15 protein-coding genes are annotated in these 15,546 nt (G+C 58.9%); 3 read left to right on the plus strand and 12 right to left on the minus strand.

Translation table 11 applies throughout. The features are described 5' to 3' along the window. The 3 genes from hypF to AM379_RS02865 all read right to left on the minus strand — a co-directional run bounded on the left by hypF (position 1) and on the right by AM379_RS02865 (position 3,923). Positions 1-2,223 (minus strand): carbamoyltransferase HypF, encoded by a 2,223-nt coding sequence (hypF, locus tag AM379_RS02855; protein WP_106503437.1) that lies wholly within the window; start codon positions 2,221-2,223, stop codon positions 1-3. A gap of 6 nt (positions 2,224-2,229) precedes the next feature. Further along, positions 2,230-2,775, minus strand: a complete 546-nt coding sequence (gene hydN / locus AM379_RS02860) for an electron transport protein HydN (RefSeq protein WP_023308960.1) — start codon at positions 2,773-2,775, stop codon at positions 2,230-2,232. 134 nt (positions 2,776-2,909) lie between these two features. Beyond that, the gene (locus tag AM379_RS02865) at positions 2,910-3,923 is read right to left on the minus strand and encodes a LacI family DNA-binding transcriptional regulator (RefSeq protein WP_106503438.1); all 1,014 of its coding nucleotides are present in this window, start codon (positions 3,921-3,923) and stop codon (positions 2,910-2,912) included. Between the two features lie 214 nt (positions 3,924-4,137). Here AM379_RS02865 and ascF point away from each other — a divergent pair, with 214 nt between their 5' ends. Together ascF and AM379_RS02875 are read left to right on the plus strand one after the other, a co-directional pair. Further along, the gene (gene ascF / locus AM379_RS02870) at positions 4,138-5,589 is read left to right on the plus strand and encodes a PTS cellobiose/arbutin/salicin transporter subunit IIBC (RefSeq protein ID WP_106503439.1); all 1,452 of its coding nucleotides are present in this window, start codon (positions 4,138-4,140) and stop codon (positions 5,587-5,589) included. A gap of 18 nt (positions 5,590-5,607) precedes the next feature. Next, positions 5,608-7,032: a 6-phospho-beta-glucosidase gene (locus AM379_RS02875; protein WP_020883838.1), complete on the plus strand. Its 1,425-nt coding sequence runs from the start codon at positions 5,608-5,610 to the stop codon at positions 7,030-7,032. Between the two features lie 87 nt (positions 7,033-7,119). On the opposite strand, the gene hycI is transcribed toward AM379_RS02875, so the two are convergent. The 9 genes from hycI to hycA form a co-directional block, all read right to left on the minus strand. After that, on the minus strand, positions 7,120-7,575 hold the full coding sequence (gene hycI, locus AM379_RS02880) for a hydrogenase maturation peptidase HycI (RefSeq protein WP_014171360.1): 456 nt from the start codon (positions 7,573-7,575) through the stop codon (positions 7,120-7,122). After that, a complete protein-coding gene (locus AM379_RS02885; protein ID WP_020883837.1) occupies positions 7,568-7,978 on the minus strand; it encodes a formate hydrogenlyase maturation HycH family protein in 411 nt (136 codons plus the stop codon). The genes hycI and AM379_RS02885 overlap by 8 nt, the downstream gene beginning before the upstream one ends. Continuing rightward, positions 7,975-8,742, minus strand: coding sequence for an NADH-quinone oxidoreductase subunit B family protein (locus AM379_RS02890; RefSeq protein ID WP_014171362.1), 768 nt, complete (start codon positions 8,740-8,742; stop codon positions 7,975-7,977). The genes AM379_RS02885 and AM379_RS02890 overlap by 4 nt, the downstream gene beginning before the upstream one ends. Beyond that, complete coding sequence (locus tag AM379_RS02895; protein ID WP_014171363.1) at positions 8,742-9,284, minus strand: formate hydrogenlyase complex iron-sulfur subunit; 543 nt, start codon at positions 9,282-9,284, stop codon at positions 8,742-8,744. The genes AM379_RS02890 and AM379_RS02895 overlap by 1 nt, the downstream gene beginning before the upstream one ends. 94 nt (positions 9,285-9,378) lie before the next feature. Beyond that, positions 9,379-11,088, minus strand: a complete 1,710-nt coding sequence (locus AM379_RS02900; RefSeq protein WP_106503440.1) for a hydrogenase large subunit — start codon at positions 11,086-11,088, stop codon at positions 9,379-9,381. Between the two features lie 15 nt (positions 11,089-11,103). After that, the gene (locus AM379_RS02905) at positions 11,104-12,027 is read right to left on the minus strand and encodes a respiratory chain complex I subunit 1 family protein (RefSeq protein ID WP_014171366.1); all 924 of its coding nucleotides are present in this window, start codon (positions 12,025-12,027) and stop codon (positions 11,104-11,106) included. A 1-nt stretch (position 12,028) separates the two neighbouring features. After that, on the minus strand, positions 12,029-13,843 hold the full coding sequence (gene hycC, locus AM379_RS02910) for a formate hydrogenlyase subunit 3 (protein WP_106503441.1): 1,815 nt from the start codon (positions 13,841-13,843) through the stop codon (positions 12,029-12,031). Continuing rightward, a complete protein-coding gene (locus AM379_RS02915) occupies positions 13,840-14,448 on the minus strand; it encodes a 4Fe-4S dicluster domain-containing protein (protein ID WP_014171368.1) in 609 nt (202 codons plus the stop codon). Before AM379_RS02915 ends, hycC begins: the two co-directional genes overlap by 4 nt. A gap of 70 nt (positions 14,449-14,518) precedes the next feature. After that, positions 14,519-14,983 carry a formate hydrogenlyase regulator HycA gene (hycA, locus tag AM379_RS02920; protein WP_032680403.1) on the minus strand — a complete coding sequence of 155 codons (465 nt, stop codon included), beginning with the start codon at positions 14,981-14,983 and terminating at the stop codon, positions 14,519-14,521. A gap of 210 nt (positions 14,984-15,193) precedes the next feature. Here hycA and hypA point away from each other — a divergent pair, with 210 nt between their 5' ends. Continuing rightward, positions 15,194-15,544 (plus strand): hydrogenase maturation nickel metallochaperone HypA, encoded by a 351-nt coding sequence (gene hypA, locus AM379_RS02925; protein ID WP_014171370.1) that lies wholly within the window; start codon positions 15,194-15,196, stop codon positions 15,542-15,544. The last annotated feature ends 2 nt before the right edge of the window (positions 15,545-15,546 follow it).

The following is a 15,546-nucleotide window of genomic DNA, read 5'->3' on the forward strand; positions in this document are numbered from 1 at the left end:
TTACATCCTTTGTGAACATGACCGGGCGGCAGCAACCACCGCCTGCCCGAAGGAGATAGCGCCGTCACCTGACGGCAGATGATGAGGAAAAAGCAGCGTGAAGTCTGAGAGGTAATGGCGCAGTCGCGCGCGCAGCAGACGGTTATGTAACACGCCGCCGCTGAAGCCTACGGTGGAAAGCCCCAGTCGCCGTGCATGGGAGGTGACAAGCTCCGCCAGCCCTTTCGCCAGCGCATCGTGAAACGCCCATGCCCGCTCGCAGGGTTCCGCCTGCCAGTTCAGCCACTGTTGCCAGAAGCGCGTAAGGTTATCAGCCTGAAGCGTAACCGGATGTTGAACGTCGTGGCACTGCGCGGCCAGCGCTTCAAGCCGGCAGGCGGCCTCACCTTCATAGCTCTGGTTTTCTGACGTGATGCCGAGCGCGCAGGCCACCGCGTCGAACAGACGTCCGCAGGATGAGGCCAGCGGCGCGTTTAAACCGCGCTGAATGGCCGTAGCCAGCAGCGGCCAGTTTTGCCGCTGAACGTCACGCGTTTCCGGGTACTGCTGCCAGTCCGGCACAAACGCCAGGCAGTGGGCGAGTAAATTGCGCCACGGCTGCATGGCAGCCCTGTCCCCGCCCGGCAGCGCAACCGCAGGCAGACCGCCCAGACGTTCGCAGTCGAGATAGTTTACCCGCAGGCACTCCCCGCCCCACAGCGCGCCGTTTTCACCCATGCCGATCCCATCCAGCGTCAGGGCAATGACATCTCCGCCCTCAAGCGGCCAGCCGTTTTCTGCCATGCATGCCGCCGCGTGAGCGTGGTGGTGAAGCACGGTGTCGATCGGCAAAGCCTGGGCTTGCGCCCACTGTCGGGCGTGATAGCCCGGATGGGCGTCGCATACCACGCGCTGCGGCTGAAACGCATAGATCTGCTGCATCATCGACAGCGCCGAACGCCACTGGGCCTCGACACCGTCGTCACTCAGATCGCCAAAGTGCTGACTCAGTACCGCCTGGTTACCGCGCACCAGACAGAAGGTATTTTTCATATCAGCACCGGTGCACACCATCGCCGGGACAGCGCTGAAACCGGCGGGCAGCGTGATGGCATCCGGCACAAAACCGCGCGCGCGACGCAGCATCATACCGTCCTGATCCATCACGGAATCATCCATACGCTGCAGGATGTCGCGGTTGTGCAGCAGGAATCCGTCAGCGATGTCGCCCAGTTCATCCAGTGCCTGCTGGCAGGTGATGGCCGGCGGACGCCCGCTGAGGTTGCCGGAGGTCATCACCAGCGCGCGCTGACAGTCCATCATCAGCACATGCTGTAGCGGGTTAGCGGGCAGCATCAGTCCAACGGTGTCCAGCCCTGGCGCGATCGCGTCAGGAAGCGGAGGACACCATGCTTTTGGCGTGAGCACGATGGGCGCTGCAGGCGAGCGCAGCAGCGTTTGCACTGATTCCGGCACTCCCTCCGCCTGCGGGATCATGACCGCCAGTGGCTTCATCGGGCGCTGTTTGCGCGCCCGCAGGGTTGCCACCGCCTGCGCGTTGGATGCGTCACAGGCAAGGTGAAAACCGCCCAGCCCTTTGATGGCGACAATCCCGCCATGTTTGAGCATGTGGACCGCCGCACTCAGCGCAGACTCGCGGGTGGCAACGGTCTCGCCCGCGCGCCATTCCAGCTCGGGTCCACAATCCGGACAGGCTACCGGCTGCGCGTGAAAACGGCGGTCAGCGGGATTGCGGTACTCGGTTTCACACGGCTCACAGAGGGGAAATGCCGCCATTGACGTGGCCGGGCGGTCATAGGGCATGGCGCGAATGATGGTAAAACGTGGACCGCAATGGGTACAGTTGATAAACGGATAGCGATAACGCCGCGCTCGGGGATCGCGCATTTCAGCCAGGCACGCCGGGCAGGTAGCGGCATCCGGCACAATCTGGGTGTCCATCGCTCCGCCCGCGCTATGGCGAATGGTGAACGCCTGCGGCACCGTTGCCCAGGTGAACGGCTGGCTGTCGACAGCATCGATACGTGCCAGCGGTGGGCAGTCCTGATGCAGCCTCGCGGTAAAGGCCCCCCCATTACCCGCGAGACGCACCAGCACGCCCTCTCCGTCATTACAAACGTCACCCGTCAGCTGTAGCTGATGCGCCAGCTGCCAGACGAAGGGACGAAACCCTACTCCTTGCACCTTGCCGCGCACCCGCAACTGTACGCCGTTATCGCCCATCGCAACTTAAAACAGCAGTGACGATGACGTGTCGAACGCGGCACGACGGCGTTTTTCCGCGCTCATCTGCTCGAGCTTGTCGCGATCCACGCAGACCAGGGCGTGCGTCGGGCAGGCTTCCATACAGGCCGGGCCGGCGTCACGGTGGTAGCAGAGGTCGCATTTATTGGCTTCCGCTTTTTCCGCGCGCACGCTCAGCCCCATGCCGCTGTTGCGCACAACCGGACGCACCACGACTTCCATCGCACCGTACGGGCAGGCAACCACACAGGTTTTGCAGCCGATGCAGCGCTCCTGCATCACATGCACGAATCCTTTCTCACGTTTGATGGCCCCGTTTGGGCAGACGTTAGCGCACGGCGCATCCTCACACTGGCGACAAATAGCGGCCGTGGAGATATTCACGCCTTTAATGACGTGGATCCGCGGTAAAAAGGTATCAGGGGTGAGCGACGCGCAATCCTGCTCCGCCTGATGGGAAACCACACACGCCACTTCACAGGTACGGCAGCCAATGCATTTACTGGCATCGGCCATAATAAAACGGTTCATCTGCTTCTCCAGCATTACAGTCCTGCGCGGAGATATACATAAACCGTGCCAATTATTAACCTGTTGATTTTATGCGATTTATAAAATGACAGCAGGGCTGTCATCGTCACTTCTGACGATGACAGCTGTCGACATCAGCGGTGAGGCCCGTCAATGACCGAGTCACGCAGGATAAGCTCGCCGGAGAAGGTTTGCTGGTACTTAAACTCACCGCCATCCAGCAGGAAGATCAGGCGGCTAATGGTCTCTTTGATCATCTCCGTCACCGGAATGCGCACGCTGGAGAGCGAGGGGACGATGTAGGGGGCGATGGCCACATCGTCAAAGCCAATCACCGACACGGCATCCGGGGTGGCGATCCCGCGCTCATGCAGCTGTTTCATGGCACCAATCGCCATATCGTCATTACTCGCCACCAGCGCCGAGAAGGTTTCACCGCGCGAAAGCAGCTCAGACACCGCCGCCGCACCGCTGGCCGGGTTCCATTTCCCCTGCGCAATCAGCGACGGGCGCAGCGGGATCTGGTGTTGTGCCAGGGCGTCTTTGTAGCCCGAGAGACGCTCAACGCCCGTGGGGGAATCCAGCGAACCGGTGATAAACGCAATCTCCCGGTGCCCTTTCTGAATCAGCTGCGACACGGCGTCCTGGCAGGAGGCTTTATGATCTGACCAGACGCTGTGACTGCTGTTTTTCCGTAAGCGGCGGTTGAGGACCATAATCGGCTGTTCGCATTTCTCAATGATGTCGTCCATCTCATCCACGCTCAGGAAACGCGGGTAAATGATCACCGCGTCACAGCGCATATCGAGCAAATACTGAATGGCCTCGCGCTCTTCATCCGCACTGTGCTTACCGTCCGCCAGGATCAGCTGCCGCCCTTTCTCTTCCGTCATGCGGGCGGCGTGAAAGAGCAGTTCGCTAAAATAGACGCCGTGATAAAGGGTGTTGGTGACCACCAGACCCAGCGTCTGGGTACGTTTGGTCGCCAGATTTCGTGCCAGCAAATTCGGGCGATAGCCGCTCTCTTCAATCGCCTGAAACACCCGGTCTTTGGTCTCCTGGCTGACGTAGCCATTGCCCGACAATACCCTGGAAACCGTCGCTTTCGAAACGCCTGCCCGCTTCGCGACTTCAAGCATCGTGGTCATCGTAATCTTCCGTTTGAAACTACCAGGGCGCAGTGTACTGCACTGCAGAAAAATTGTCGCAGCGGCGATATCACGCTTTTTACCCCTCCAGGTGATCATCATCACGAAATGAAAAAATGTACAAAATGTGATCTTGTTTCATTCAAAGAAACTATTGATGATTGTGTGGAACCGGTTTCCTACATTTCTCACAACGATAACAGGATTACATCCGATGGCCAAAAATTACGCTGCGCTGGCGAATGACATTGTCAGCGCGCTCGGCGGCAGAGACAACATCGTCGCCGTCACCCACTGCATGACGCGACTGCGTTTCGTCCTCAAAGACGAAAGCCTCACCGATGCCCCGCGCCTGAAAAGCATTAACGGCGTGCTCGGCGTGGTCCGCAACGACAACCAGTGCCAGGTGATCATTGGCAACACCGTGTCTCAGGCCTACCGCGAAGTGGTAAGCCTGCTGCCCACCGACCTGCAGCCTGCCGTACCGGAAGGCCCGCAGAAAATGACCCTGCGCCGCATCGGTGCCGGGATCCTCGATGCGCTGATCGGCACCATGTCACCGCTGATCCCGGCGATCATCGGCGGTTCAATGGTCAAACTGCTGGCAATGATCCTGGAGATGACCGGCGCGCTGGAAAAAGGGGCGCCGACGCTCACCCTTCTGACGCTGATTGGCGATGGCGCGTTCTTCTTCCTGCCGCTGATGGTCGCCGCCTCTGCCGCAGTGAAATTCAAAACCAACATGTCGCTGGCGATTGCCATCGCGGGCGTGCTGGTACACCCGGGCTTTATCGAACTGATGGCGAAAGCCGCACAGGGCGAGCACGTTGAATTCGCCTTTATTCCGGTGACGGCAGTGAAATACACCTACACGGTCATCCCGGCGCTGGTGATGACCTGGTGCCTGTCGTACATCGAACGCTGGGTTGATCGTATTACGCCGGCGGTCACGAAAAACTTCCTTAAACCGATGCTGATCGTTCTGATTGCCGCCCCGCTCGCCATTGTGCTGATAGGGCCGCTCGGGATCTGGATCGGGAGCGCGATTTCAGCGCTGGTCTACACTATTCACGGCTATCTGGGCTGGCTCTCCGTGGCCATTATGGGTGCCCTCTGGCCGCTGCTGGTGATGACCGGGATGCACCGCGTATTTACGCCGACGATCATTCAGACCATTGCCGAGACGGGCAAAGAGGGAATGGTTATGCCGTCGGAAATCGGAGCCAACCTGTCGCTCGGCGGTTCATCGCTGGCGGTGGCGTGGAAAACGAAAAACCCGGAACTGCGCCAGACGGCGCTGGCGGCAGCGGCTTCTGCCATCATGGCAGGCATTTCAGAACCTGCCCTCTATGGTGTGGCGGTACGTCTGAAACGCCCGCTGATTGCGAGCCTTATCAGCGGCTTCATCTGCGGGGCAGTGGCTGGCATAGCCGGTCTTGCCAGCCACTCAATGGCGGCGCCGGGGCTGTTTACCAGCGTACAGTTCTTCGATCCGGCCAACCCGATGACCATCGTCTGGGTATTCGGAGTCATGGCGCTGGCGGTTGTGCTCTCGTTTGTTCTGACCCTGATTTTAGGTTTTGAAGATATCCCGGTCGAAGACGAGGCTGAGAAAGCACGCGCCCTGCAGAGCGCTCCGGTTCAGGCCAAAGCAGCACAAGTCTAAATTTATAGCGAGGTAAAGATGTCTGTTTTTCCACAAGGATTTTTATGGGGCGGCGCGCTTGCCGCCAACCAGAGTGAAGGGGCTTACCGTGAAGGCGGCAAAGGGCTGACGACGGTCGATATGATCCCCCACGGCGCGAATCGTCTGGCGGTGAAGGTCGGTAAGGAAAAACGTTTTACGTTGCGTGACGACGAGTTTTACCCGAGCCACGAGGCGATTGATTTTTACCATCGCTACAAAGAAGACATCGCCCTGATGGCGGAGATGGGCTTTACGGTATTTCGTACCTCAATTGCCTGGAGCCGCCTCTACCCGAACGGCGATGAGCCACTGCCCAATAAAGAGGGGATTGCCTTCTACCGCGCAGTGTTCGAAGAGTGCAAAAAATACAACATCGAACCGTTGGTCACCCTGTGCCATTTCGACGTACCGATGCATCTGGTCACGGAGTATGGATCCTGGCGCAACCGCAAGATGGTCGATTTCTTCGCCCGCTATGCCCGTACCTGTTTCGAAGAATTTAACGGTCTGGTGAAGTACTGGCTCACCTTCAACGAAATCAACATCATGCTGCACAGCCCGTTCTCCGGCGCGGGTCTGGTGTTTGAAGAGGGTGAGAACGAAGATCAGGTGAAATATCAGGCCGCGCATCACGAACTGGTGGCAAGCGCCCTGGCGACCAAAATCGCCCATGAGGTGAACCCGGAAAACCAGGTCGGCTGTATGCTGGCCGGCGGCAACTTCTACCCCTACTCCTGCAAACCGGAAGACGTGTGGATGGCGCTGGAGAAGGACCGCGAAAACCTGTTCTTTATCGACGTGCAGGCGCGCGGCAGCTACCCGGCCTATTCTGCCCGCGTGTTCCGCGAAAAAGGGGTGGTGATTGTCAAAGACCCTGGCGACGATGAACTGCTGAAAAACACCGTCGATTTTGTGTCGTTCAGCTATTACGCCTCGCGCTGCGCGTCGGCGGACATGAACGCCAGTAATACCAATGCGGCGAATATCGTGAAATCCCTGCGCAACCCGCACATCCAGGTCAGCGAATGGGGCTGGGGTATCGACCCACTGGGGCTGCGCATCACCATGAACATGATGTACGACCGCTATCAGAAGCCGCTGTTCCTGGTGGAAAACGGCCTCGGCGCGAAAGACGTCATGGATGAACACGGTGAGATTAATGACGACTACCGTATCAGCTACCTGCGCGAACATATTCGTGCGATGGGCGATGCCATAGAAGACGGTGTGCCGCTGATGGGCTACACCACCTGGGGCTGCATTGACCTGGTGGCCGCATCCACGGGCGAGATGAGCAAACGCTACGGGTTTGTCTATGTTGACCGCGATGACGCGGGCAACGGTACGCTGGACAGAACGCGTAAGAAATCGTTCTGGTGGTATAAGAAGGTCATTGCAAGTAACGGCGCGGATCTGGCGTAGGCTGTTGCTCTCTCCTCCGCCCTCTCCCACAGGATGCGGACGAGGAGGTGTCCAGGCCGGGTGGAAGCTACCACCACCCGGCACTGCTCACAGTCGGGAAAAACCGCCGTCCCCACGCCATCCGGCAAGCCGGGAGTAAACCTCTTCGACGGCCTCTTTCACCGGCGGCGTCATCGGATAATAAAACCCAACGATGTCCGGCTGAATGCCCAGAAACAATACCTCACCCACGTCGTCTTTAATCTGATCGACCAGATAGTTCAGCGGCATATTGTGGGTGGTCATCATAAACATCTCGGCGATGTCATCCGGATCAATCAGGCGGGTTTCCCCCGGATTAAGTCCCATATCGGTTGCATCCACAATCAGCAGCCTGTCCGGGTGCAGCTCACGGATCGCCACCACATCGTTTTCCGGCGCGCTGCCGCCGTCAATAACCACCCATTCACCCTGCGGATGCGCGGCACACATTTGTGCAAGCAGCGGGCCCGCGCCGTCGTCGCCCATCATGCTGTTGCCGACACACAGTAAAACATCAGTCACGTAATCTCCTCACCATCAGGTAAATGGCACTCTCCTGATGAATATCATGCAGCATGCTGAGCAAAATTTTGCTCCAGGCCTGCTGCTGTGGGGTTTGCACGCTCAGCGCGGCGTCGAAAGCACTGGCGAGCATCGCAATGTGGTTGGCGTCGATAACGATCTCACCGTACTTCGGCACGCCTTCCATTTTGCGGCGCGCCGTACTGCCCTCCTCCAGCGTGGCGATCCACGCCAGATAGTCAGGCCACGGGCAGCTTAATGCCGTTTCGAGACAATCTATCACCCCGAGGTGATGCCCAATGGCCAGGCTGTAATAGACCACCTGCTGCGCCGCATCCGGCGTGGCATCGTTCTCATCAATAAACTTACGGCTCAGCTGACTGAACACCACCGTTTCACTCATCGGATACGCGCCTCTTCCACCACCTGATTCAGGTTCGCGACGATCTCATTAAGACGGGGATCGTTTTCCGCCTCCAGCCAGCGCGTGACCTGATGATCGCCCTGGCTCAGCAGACGCAGATAATCGTCGGCAATCTGGCGACCATAGCGATACCCCGCGAGCCGGCGCGCCGTGCGATCGACCTTCACGCGCAGCGGCTGCACCATATCCGGGTGCAGAATTGCGGCAGCCTGGTTGTCGCGCTCACCCGGTTCACGGGCATGTATTTTCTGCTCCAGCAGCCCGAGCGCCATGGCAAAACCGTACAGCGTGGCCGCAGGCGTTGGCGGACAACCGGGAATGTAGACATCCACCGGAACAATTTTATCGGTGCCGCCCCAGACGCAGTACAGGTCATGGAAGATGCCGCCACTGTTGCCGCAGGCACCGTAAGAGATACAAATTTTTGGATCCGGTGCGGACTGCCAGGCACGCAATGCTGGCGATCTCATGGCACGGGTAACGGCACCGGTAAACAGCAAAATGTCCGCATGACGCGGCGAAGGCACCACTTTAATACCGAAGCGTTCGGCGTCGAACAGGGGCGACAGCGTGGCAAAGATCTCAATCTCACAGCCGTTGCAGCCGCCGCAGTCCACGCGGTACACATAGGCCGAACGTTTAATGTTTTTCAGCAGCGAGGCCTTCATGCTGGCGATGGATTCCTCCACCGTCATCGGCACCGGAATGCCGTTAGCGTCGCGTGGGCCGATCAGGTTTTCCATCAGCTGGCCTCTCTCATATGACGGGTAATATCGATGCGGTCCGACGGCAGCAGGCATTTCTGCCGTTTGCAGTCCGGGCAGGTTTCAAAGCTTTCGCGATGATGCTCCGCGCGGGCATCACCGTTGTGCTGCAACAGCGCGATGGCGTAGTCGATCTCTTTTTGTACGGCAAACGGGCGTTTGCAGACACGGCAGTTGCACAGCGCGAAACGCGACTGCTGCAGAAAATCCTCTTTCTTCCAGACCGCCAGCTCGTACTCCTGCGAAAGACGGATCGCCACCGTCGGGCAAACCTCCTCGCAGCGGCCGCAGAAAATGCAGCGCCCGAGGTTGAACTGCCAGGCCAGCTCGCCCGTTTTCAGATCGGTTTCCACCGTCAGGGCATTTGACGGGCAGGCGTTAACGCAGGCAGCACAACCGATGCACTGTTGCGGGTTGTGCTCCGGCTTGCCGCGAAAGTTTTTATCGACCGGCATCGGCTCCAGCGGATAGCGACTGGTCACCGTCCCGGTTTTGATCACTTTTTTGATGAAGGTAAACATGTTGACTCCTGCTTATGTGCTGCCTGTGCTCCGCACCCCGGATCTCTCATCAAAAAGAGGGTCAGGGTGAGGGCATCAGCCTGCACAAAATCCCCTATTTCAGCGGCGAGTTCTTACGCTCGATGCTGTAGCGCTCCAGCTCTTTGTACGGCACTACCTGGCTTTTCTTCTTGCGCACATCCACCACCGTCATGCGGTCGGTGCAGGAGTAGCACGGATCGAGGCTGCCAATGATCAGCGGCGCATCGGATACCGTATTGCCGCGCAGCATGTAGCGCAGGGTTGGCCAGTTGGCGTAGGTTGCCGCACGGCAGCGCCAGCGGTAGAGCTTCTGGTTGTCACCGGTCATGCTCCAGTGGATATCGTCTCCACGCGGGGCTTCGGCAAACCCCAGCGCGAAGCGGTTTGGAATGTAGGTGAAGCCCTCAACCATCAGCGGACCGCCCGGCAGATTATCCAGACCGAAGTCGATCATGTTCAGCGCGGTGAAGACCTCGTTGATACGCACCTTCAGACGCGAAATAACGTCGCAGCCCTGCTCGCTGTGCACGGTCATAGGCAGCAGGCCGTAGCCGACGAACGGATGATCGGCGCGGGTATCGCGGGCGTGGCCGCTGGCGCGAACCATGGGGCCAACGTTACTGAAATCGCGGGCAATTTGCGGATCCAGTCGGCCAATACCGACGGTACGCTGCTCAATGTTCGGCGTGCTGAGCAGCATATCCACCAGCTCCTGAACGTCGCGACGCATCTGCTGCGCCAGCTGGCGGGTCTGGATCATGTCATCTTTCAGTAGCTCGCGACGAATCCCGCCGATCAGGTTCAGACCGTATGTTTTACGCGCCCCGGTCAGGATCTCCGCCATCTTCATGGAGGCTTCACGTACGCGGAAAAACTGCATAAAGCCGGAGTCAAAACCGACAAAGTGACAGGCCAGACCGAGGTTCAGCAGGTGCGAGTGCAGACGCTCCACTTCCAGCAGGATGGCGCGGATCATCTGCGCGCGTTCCGGCACCACAATCCCCATGCCGTTCTCCACCGAGGTGGTGTAGGCGGTACTGTGGGCAAACCCGCAGATGCCGCACACGCGGTCAGAGAGGAACGTCACTTCGTTATATCCCATCCGGGTTTCCGCCAGCTTTTCCATCCCGCGATGGACGTAGAACAGGCGGTAGTCGGCATCAATAATATTCTCGCCGTCGACAAACAGGCGGAAGTGGCCCGGCTCGTCAGACGTGACGTGCAGCGGGCCTATCGGCACCACATTGTTCTTTTTGCTGCCGAGCTCATTGATGAACGCGTAAGTCTCGCTGTCGGTGGTCGGGGCCGGACGCTGACGGTAATCCATGCTGTCTTTACGCAGGGGATAGAGTTCGTCTGGCCAGTCGTCCGGCAGCACCAGACGGCGCTCATCCGGAAGCCCAACCGGGACCAGACCATACATATCGCGCACTTCACGCTCGCCCCAGACGGCGGCGGGCACGCGCGGGGTGACAGACGGGTATTCCGGTTTGTTGGGATCCACTTCGACACGCACGGTGAGCCAGCACTTCTCGCCCTGCTCCATCGACATCACGTAGTAAACCGCATAGTTTCCGCACAGCTGACGCTCGTCGTTGCCGAACAACACCGACAGCCAGCCACCCTGCTGGTAGTAGAGAAACTCCACCACTTCCGGCAGGTAGTTCACTTTCACGGTCACCGTTATCTGGTCTTTGGTTTGCCAGGACTCCTCCAGCACCACGCCCGGGAAGGCCTGGTGCAACGCGGCGAGATACTGCTGACCTTTCTTTTCTTCAGACATAAAAACTCTCTTTAATCACGCCACCAGCAAGGAGACGAACGCTAAAAATGCAAAACCAAAACCGGCCCAGGTGATGCGCGACGTCGCCACAAAACGCAGACGCGCCATGCTGTTCTCAAACAGGGCAATCACCAGCACGCCGACAAGTAGCTTGAGCGCGGCAACGACCACCGCCAGCACCAGGCCGGCCGCGGAAAAGTGCGTCATCTGCCCCCACGGGAAGAAGACACCGACAAACATCTGCAGCACCACCAGCTGTTTGAGGCTGATGCCCCATTTCAGCACCGCAAAGCCGTAACCGCTGTACTCGGTCAACGGACCTTCCTGCAGCTCCTGCTCCGCTTCCGCGAGGTCGAACGGCAGTTTGCCCATCTCGATAAACGTCGCGAAAGCGCAGGCGCAGAGCGCCAAAAGCAACGGAAGGGAACGGTCCACGGGCCAGTGATACACGGTATGAGTGATAAAGCTGATATGGGTTGACCCCGCGACCTGCGCAGCGACCCACAGGCCGAGCAGCAGGATCGGCTCAACCAGCACGCCGAGCATGGCCTCGCGGCTGGCACCAATCCCGGTAAACGGGCTGCCGGTATCGAGGCCGGCAATCGCGAAGAAGAAACGCGCGATAGCGAAGAGGTAGATAAGCGTAATGAGATCGCCCAGCACCGGCAGCGGCGATCCGACGGTGACGACCGGTAACGCCGTGGCGATGGTGAGCATGACGCCAGCCAGCACAAACGGTGTCAGGCGAAAGACCCATCCTGCCGCGTCCGGGGAAACGCTCTGACGTCCCATCAGCTTGAACAAATCACGGTACTCCTGGAGTACACCAGGCCCGCGACGGTTATGCATCCGGGCACGCGCCACGCGGCTCACCCCGGAGAGCAACGGCGCCATGGCAAATAGCACCAGCGCCTGAAGTATTGCCAGTAACAGACTCATGTCAGGCTCCTCGTGAAATCACAATCACAACCAGTACCGCCAGCTCGATCAACGCCAGTCGGCGGAACAGCACGGGCACGGCAGCGCTCTGCCAGCCCGGCACCCACCCCACCGGGTTAAGCCAGTCCCGCAGTTTCAGCACCGCGGCAAAGTTCTCTTTGACCGGCATGGCAAAGCCGTGCGCTGTGATCACCATGGATTGCTCGTGTGCGTAACCGCAAGCCCAGGCGGTACCGCGTGCGCGGGAGGAGAGACGGTCGCGTCTGAAGAACAGCATCAGCATGAACGGCAGCAGCGGCGCGGCAATCAGCAGCAGCGCAATCATCGGCTGGGACACCGTGGTATGCGCCGTGGTGAGCGGCAGAGGAATGGCGTTACCCAGCAGCGGCAGAAGCCACGGGGCGGCCACCCCGCCCGCGATGCAGCACAGCGCCAGCGCGACAACGCTCGCCCCCATCAATGCCGGTGCACAGCAGGCGTTTTCGGCCTCACGCGTGCGCGGTGCACCCAGGAAGGTCACGCCGTAAACTTTAGCCATACACATCACCGCCAGCGCACCGGTTATCGCCAGCCCAACCGCCAGCAGCGGGCCGAGCAACCGGGCGATAAACACTTCGCTCTGACCGAGTGCGAAGAAGGACTGATAGATAACCCACTCACCGGCAAAGCCGTTCAGCGGCGGCAGCGCAGCCATTGCCATCAGCCCCACCAGCATGCACAGAGAGATAACGGGCATTTTTTTGCCGATGCCGCCGAGTTTTTCGATATCGCGATGACCGGTGCGGAACCAGACGCTACCTGCCCCGAGGAACAGGGTGCTTTTAAACAGGCTGTGGTTGATCAGGTGATACAGGCCGCCAATAAAGCCGGCCGCAATCAGCGCCGGTTGATTGAGCGCCAGCCCGGTAACCCCTGCGCCAATACCCAGCAGGATAATGCCGATGTTCTCAAGGGTGTGGTACGCCAGCAGTCGCTGGATATTGTGCTCCATCAGGGCGTACAGGCCGCCGACGAAGGCAGTGATCATCCCGGCGACCAGCACAACAACGCCCCACCACAGCGGTGGCTGCCCACCGGTGAGCGTTATCGTCAGAATGCCGAACAGACCAACCTTCATGACAACCGTCGAGAAGAGCGCTGCGGCAGGCGCGGAGGCATGTGCATGTGCCTGTGGCACCCAGCCGTGCAGCGGGATAATCCCGGCCAGCAGGCCAAAGCCGATCACGCCAAGGAGCCAGACATCATTCCCCAGCGACTGACCGTTAAGGGCGGAGAAGTCCAGCGTGCCGAAGCGCTGCCACACCAGCCAGCAGGCCAGTGCCAGCAGCAACGTGCCAAGACGCCCCAGCGCAAACCACAGTTTGCCGGAGGTGCTACAGCCCGTAAGGAACACACCGCACAGCGCCATGATCTCGGCCATCACCACCAGCGCGCCGAGGTTGCTGGCAGTCACGGTACAGACCGCCGCGGCCATCAGCAGATTGACCAGCAGACCGTTGGGCTGAGTGTGCTGATGGCGGTGCCAGTCAATATTAAACAGGCTGATAAACACGCCGCACAGACCAAAGGTCACCAGCCAGATGGCATTCAGCGGCGTAATTTCAACGGTGTGCCGTATCAGCGGCATTACCGCTTCGACGGATTGTCCGCCTGTTAACACGAGGCCACCGGCCACCAGCGTCATCACGCTGCCAACCGCCCCGCCGATGCCGGCTATCCAGCCGCTCAGGGTTTTATGGAAAGAGAAGATCAAGGCCAACACAGCGGCGGCGGCAAAATAGGCCACCGCGCTGGTAATCATCATCACCGCGTTCATTTCGCCCCCTCGTTCAGCGCCTGAAGCAGAGAAAGATCGCCGAAATCACTGTTAATGGTCAGCTCACGCTTACGTTTACTGGTGCGAACGATGTCGCGAATATTGACCAGAATCAGCGCCTTCGTCGGGCAGGTGCGCACACAAGCCGGCCCTTGTTCATCAAAGCTGCACAGGTCGCATTTGACCGCAACGGCACGCACGCCGGGAACCCAGTCAAGCAGCGTGCTCACCTTCGCCGGCGCAGGTGGCGCTGGCGGCGCTTTCGGGGAGTTGGCATTCGCCGGGATATGCAGCGGACGGCTGCCGGAAAATTCAATCGCACCGAACGGGCAGGCAATGCCGCACAGTTTGCAGCTCACGCACAGACTTTCATTCAGCTGCACCGCCCCCTCGACACGGGTGATGGCATTAACAGGACAGACTCCCGCGCAGGGGGCATCTTCACAGTGGTGGCAGAGCTGCGGCGCAGACTCTTTTTCATTACGCATGACGCGCAGGCGCGGCATGGACTGTAGCCCGTGCTGACGGTGCGTTTCCGAACAGGCCGCCTCACAGGTTCGACAGCCAATACAGACCGTCGAGTCAGCAATTACAAAACGGTTCACCGGGTCATCCTCTGGTGATAGTCATTTTTGACGAAAAACTGTCTTGTCGACACTTCTCGACACGCAATGGTCAGGCCACGTTCGCTGAGGGATTTCCATCCATCAGCTGTTTCAGGTTGACCGGGAGATCGTGTTCAACAGCGGCGTACAGGCCGTTATAAACCGGCGCGATTTTTTCCAGATAGTGCTCCAGCACCTGCTGGCGATCGCGGTTACTGACGTGACCATCGACCATCCCGTCGGCCATCAGCTGCGCCTTCGCAATACACTGTTTTTCACCTTCTTTTGTTTCGACGTAGTACTCGATGGTGTGGCTGTTGAAGGTGTCTGCCAGGGTGACGTTTATCGTGAAATGGCCGAAGAGCACAAAGCGCATATCCCCCTGCGCTGCACAGCTCATGGCGTGGTGAAGACGGGCTTTTGACAGGGTGATGCCCTGAACCAGAGAGTTGCAGTAAAGGTGCCACTGCTCCTGTAACTGCTGATGGCGCTGCGCAATGTAATCCGCTTTTTCGCTAATTTCCCAAATAGTCATAAAAGGTATCCGGTTAATGGAGATAGCGGCTGTTAAGCAGATTCCATGCCAGTTTTTAACAGATTGATTTTTAACTATTTTAATCAAAAGAAGCGTGTCAATCGCGCCGTGTCGACGTGTCATTTCGACAGCATTGACATCGTCACGCCTTAACAAAAATCAAGCTGGCACCGTTATTGCATTATCGGGGCAATTCATTGAGGAGGCGTCATGCACGAAATCACCCTCTGCCAGCGGGCCGTCGAGTTAATTGAACAGCAGGCGCGGGCAAACAATGCAAAACGCGTCACCGGCGTCTGGCTACAGGTCGGGGCCTTTTCCTGCGTTGAAACCAGCGCCCTGACCTTCTGCTTTGAGCTGGTGTGCCGCGGCACGCTGGCGGAAGGCTGTGAACTGCATATTGAAGAACAGCAGGCGGAGTGCTGGTGCGCGCAGTGTCAGCAATACGTCACTCTGCTTTCATCGAAGGTTCAGCGCTGTCCGCAGTGCCAGAGCAGCGAGCTTCGCATCGTGGCGGATGACGGCATGCAGATCCAACGTCTCGAAATCGAGAAGGAGTAAAA

This window comes from Enterobacter cloacae complex sp. FDA-CDC-AR_0132, assembly GCF_003010695.1.
Classification (GTDB): Bacteria; Pseudomonadota; Gammaproteobacteria; order Enterobacterales; family Enterobacteriaceae; genus Enterobacter; species Enterobacter ludwigii.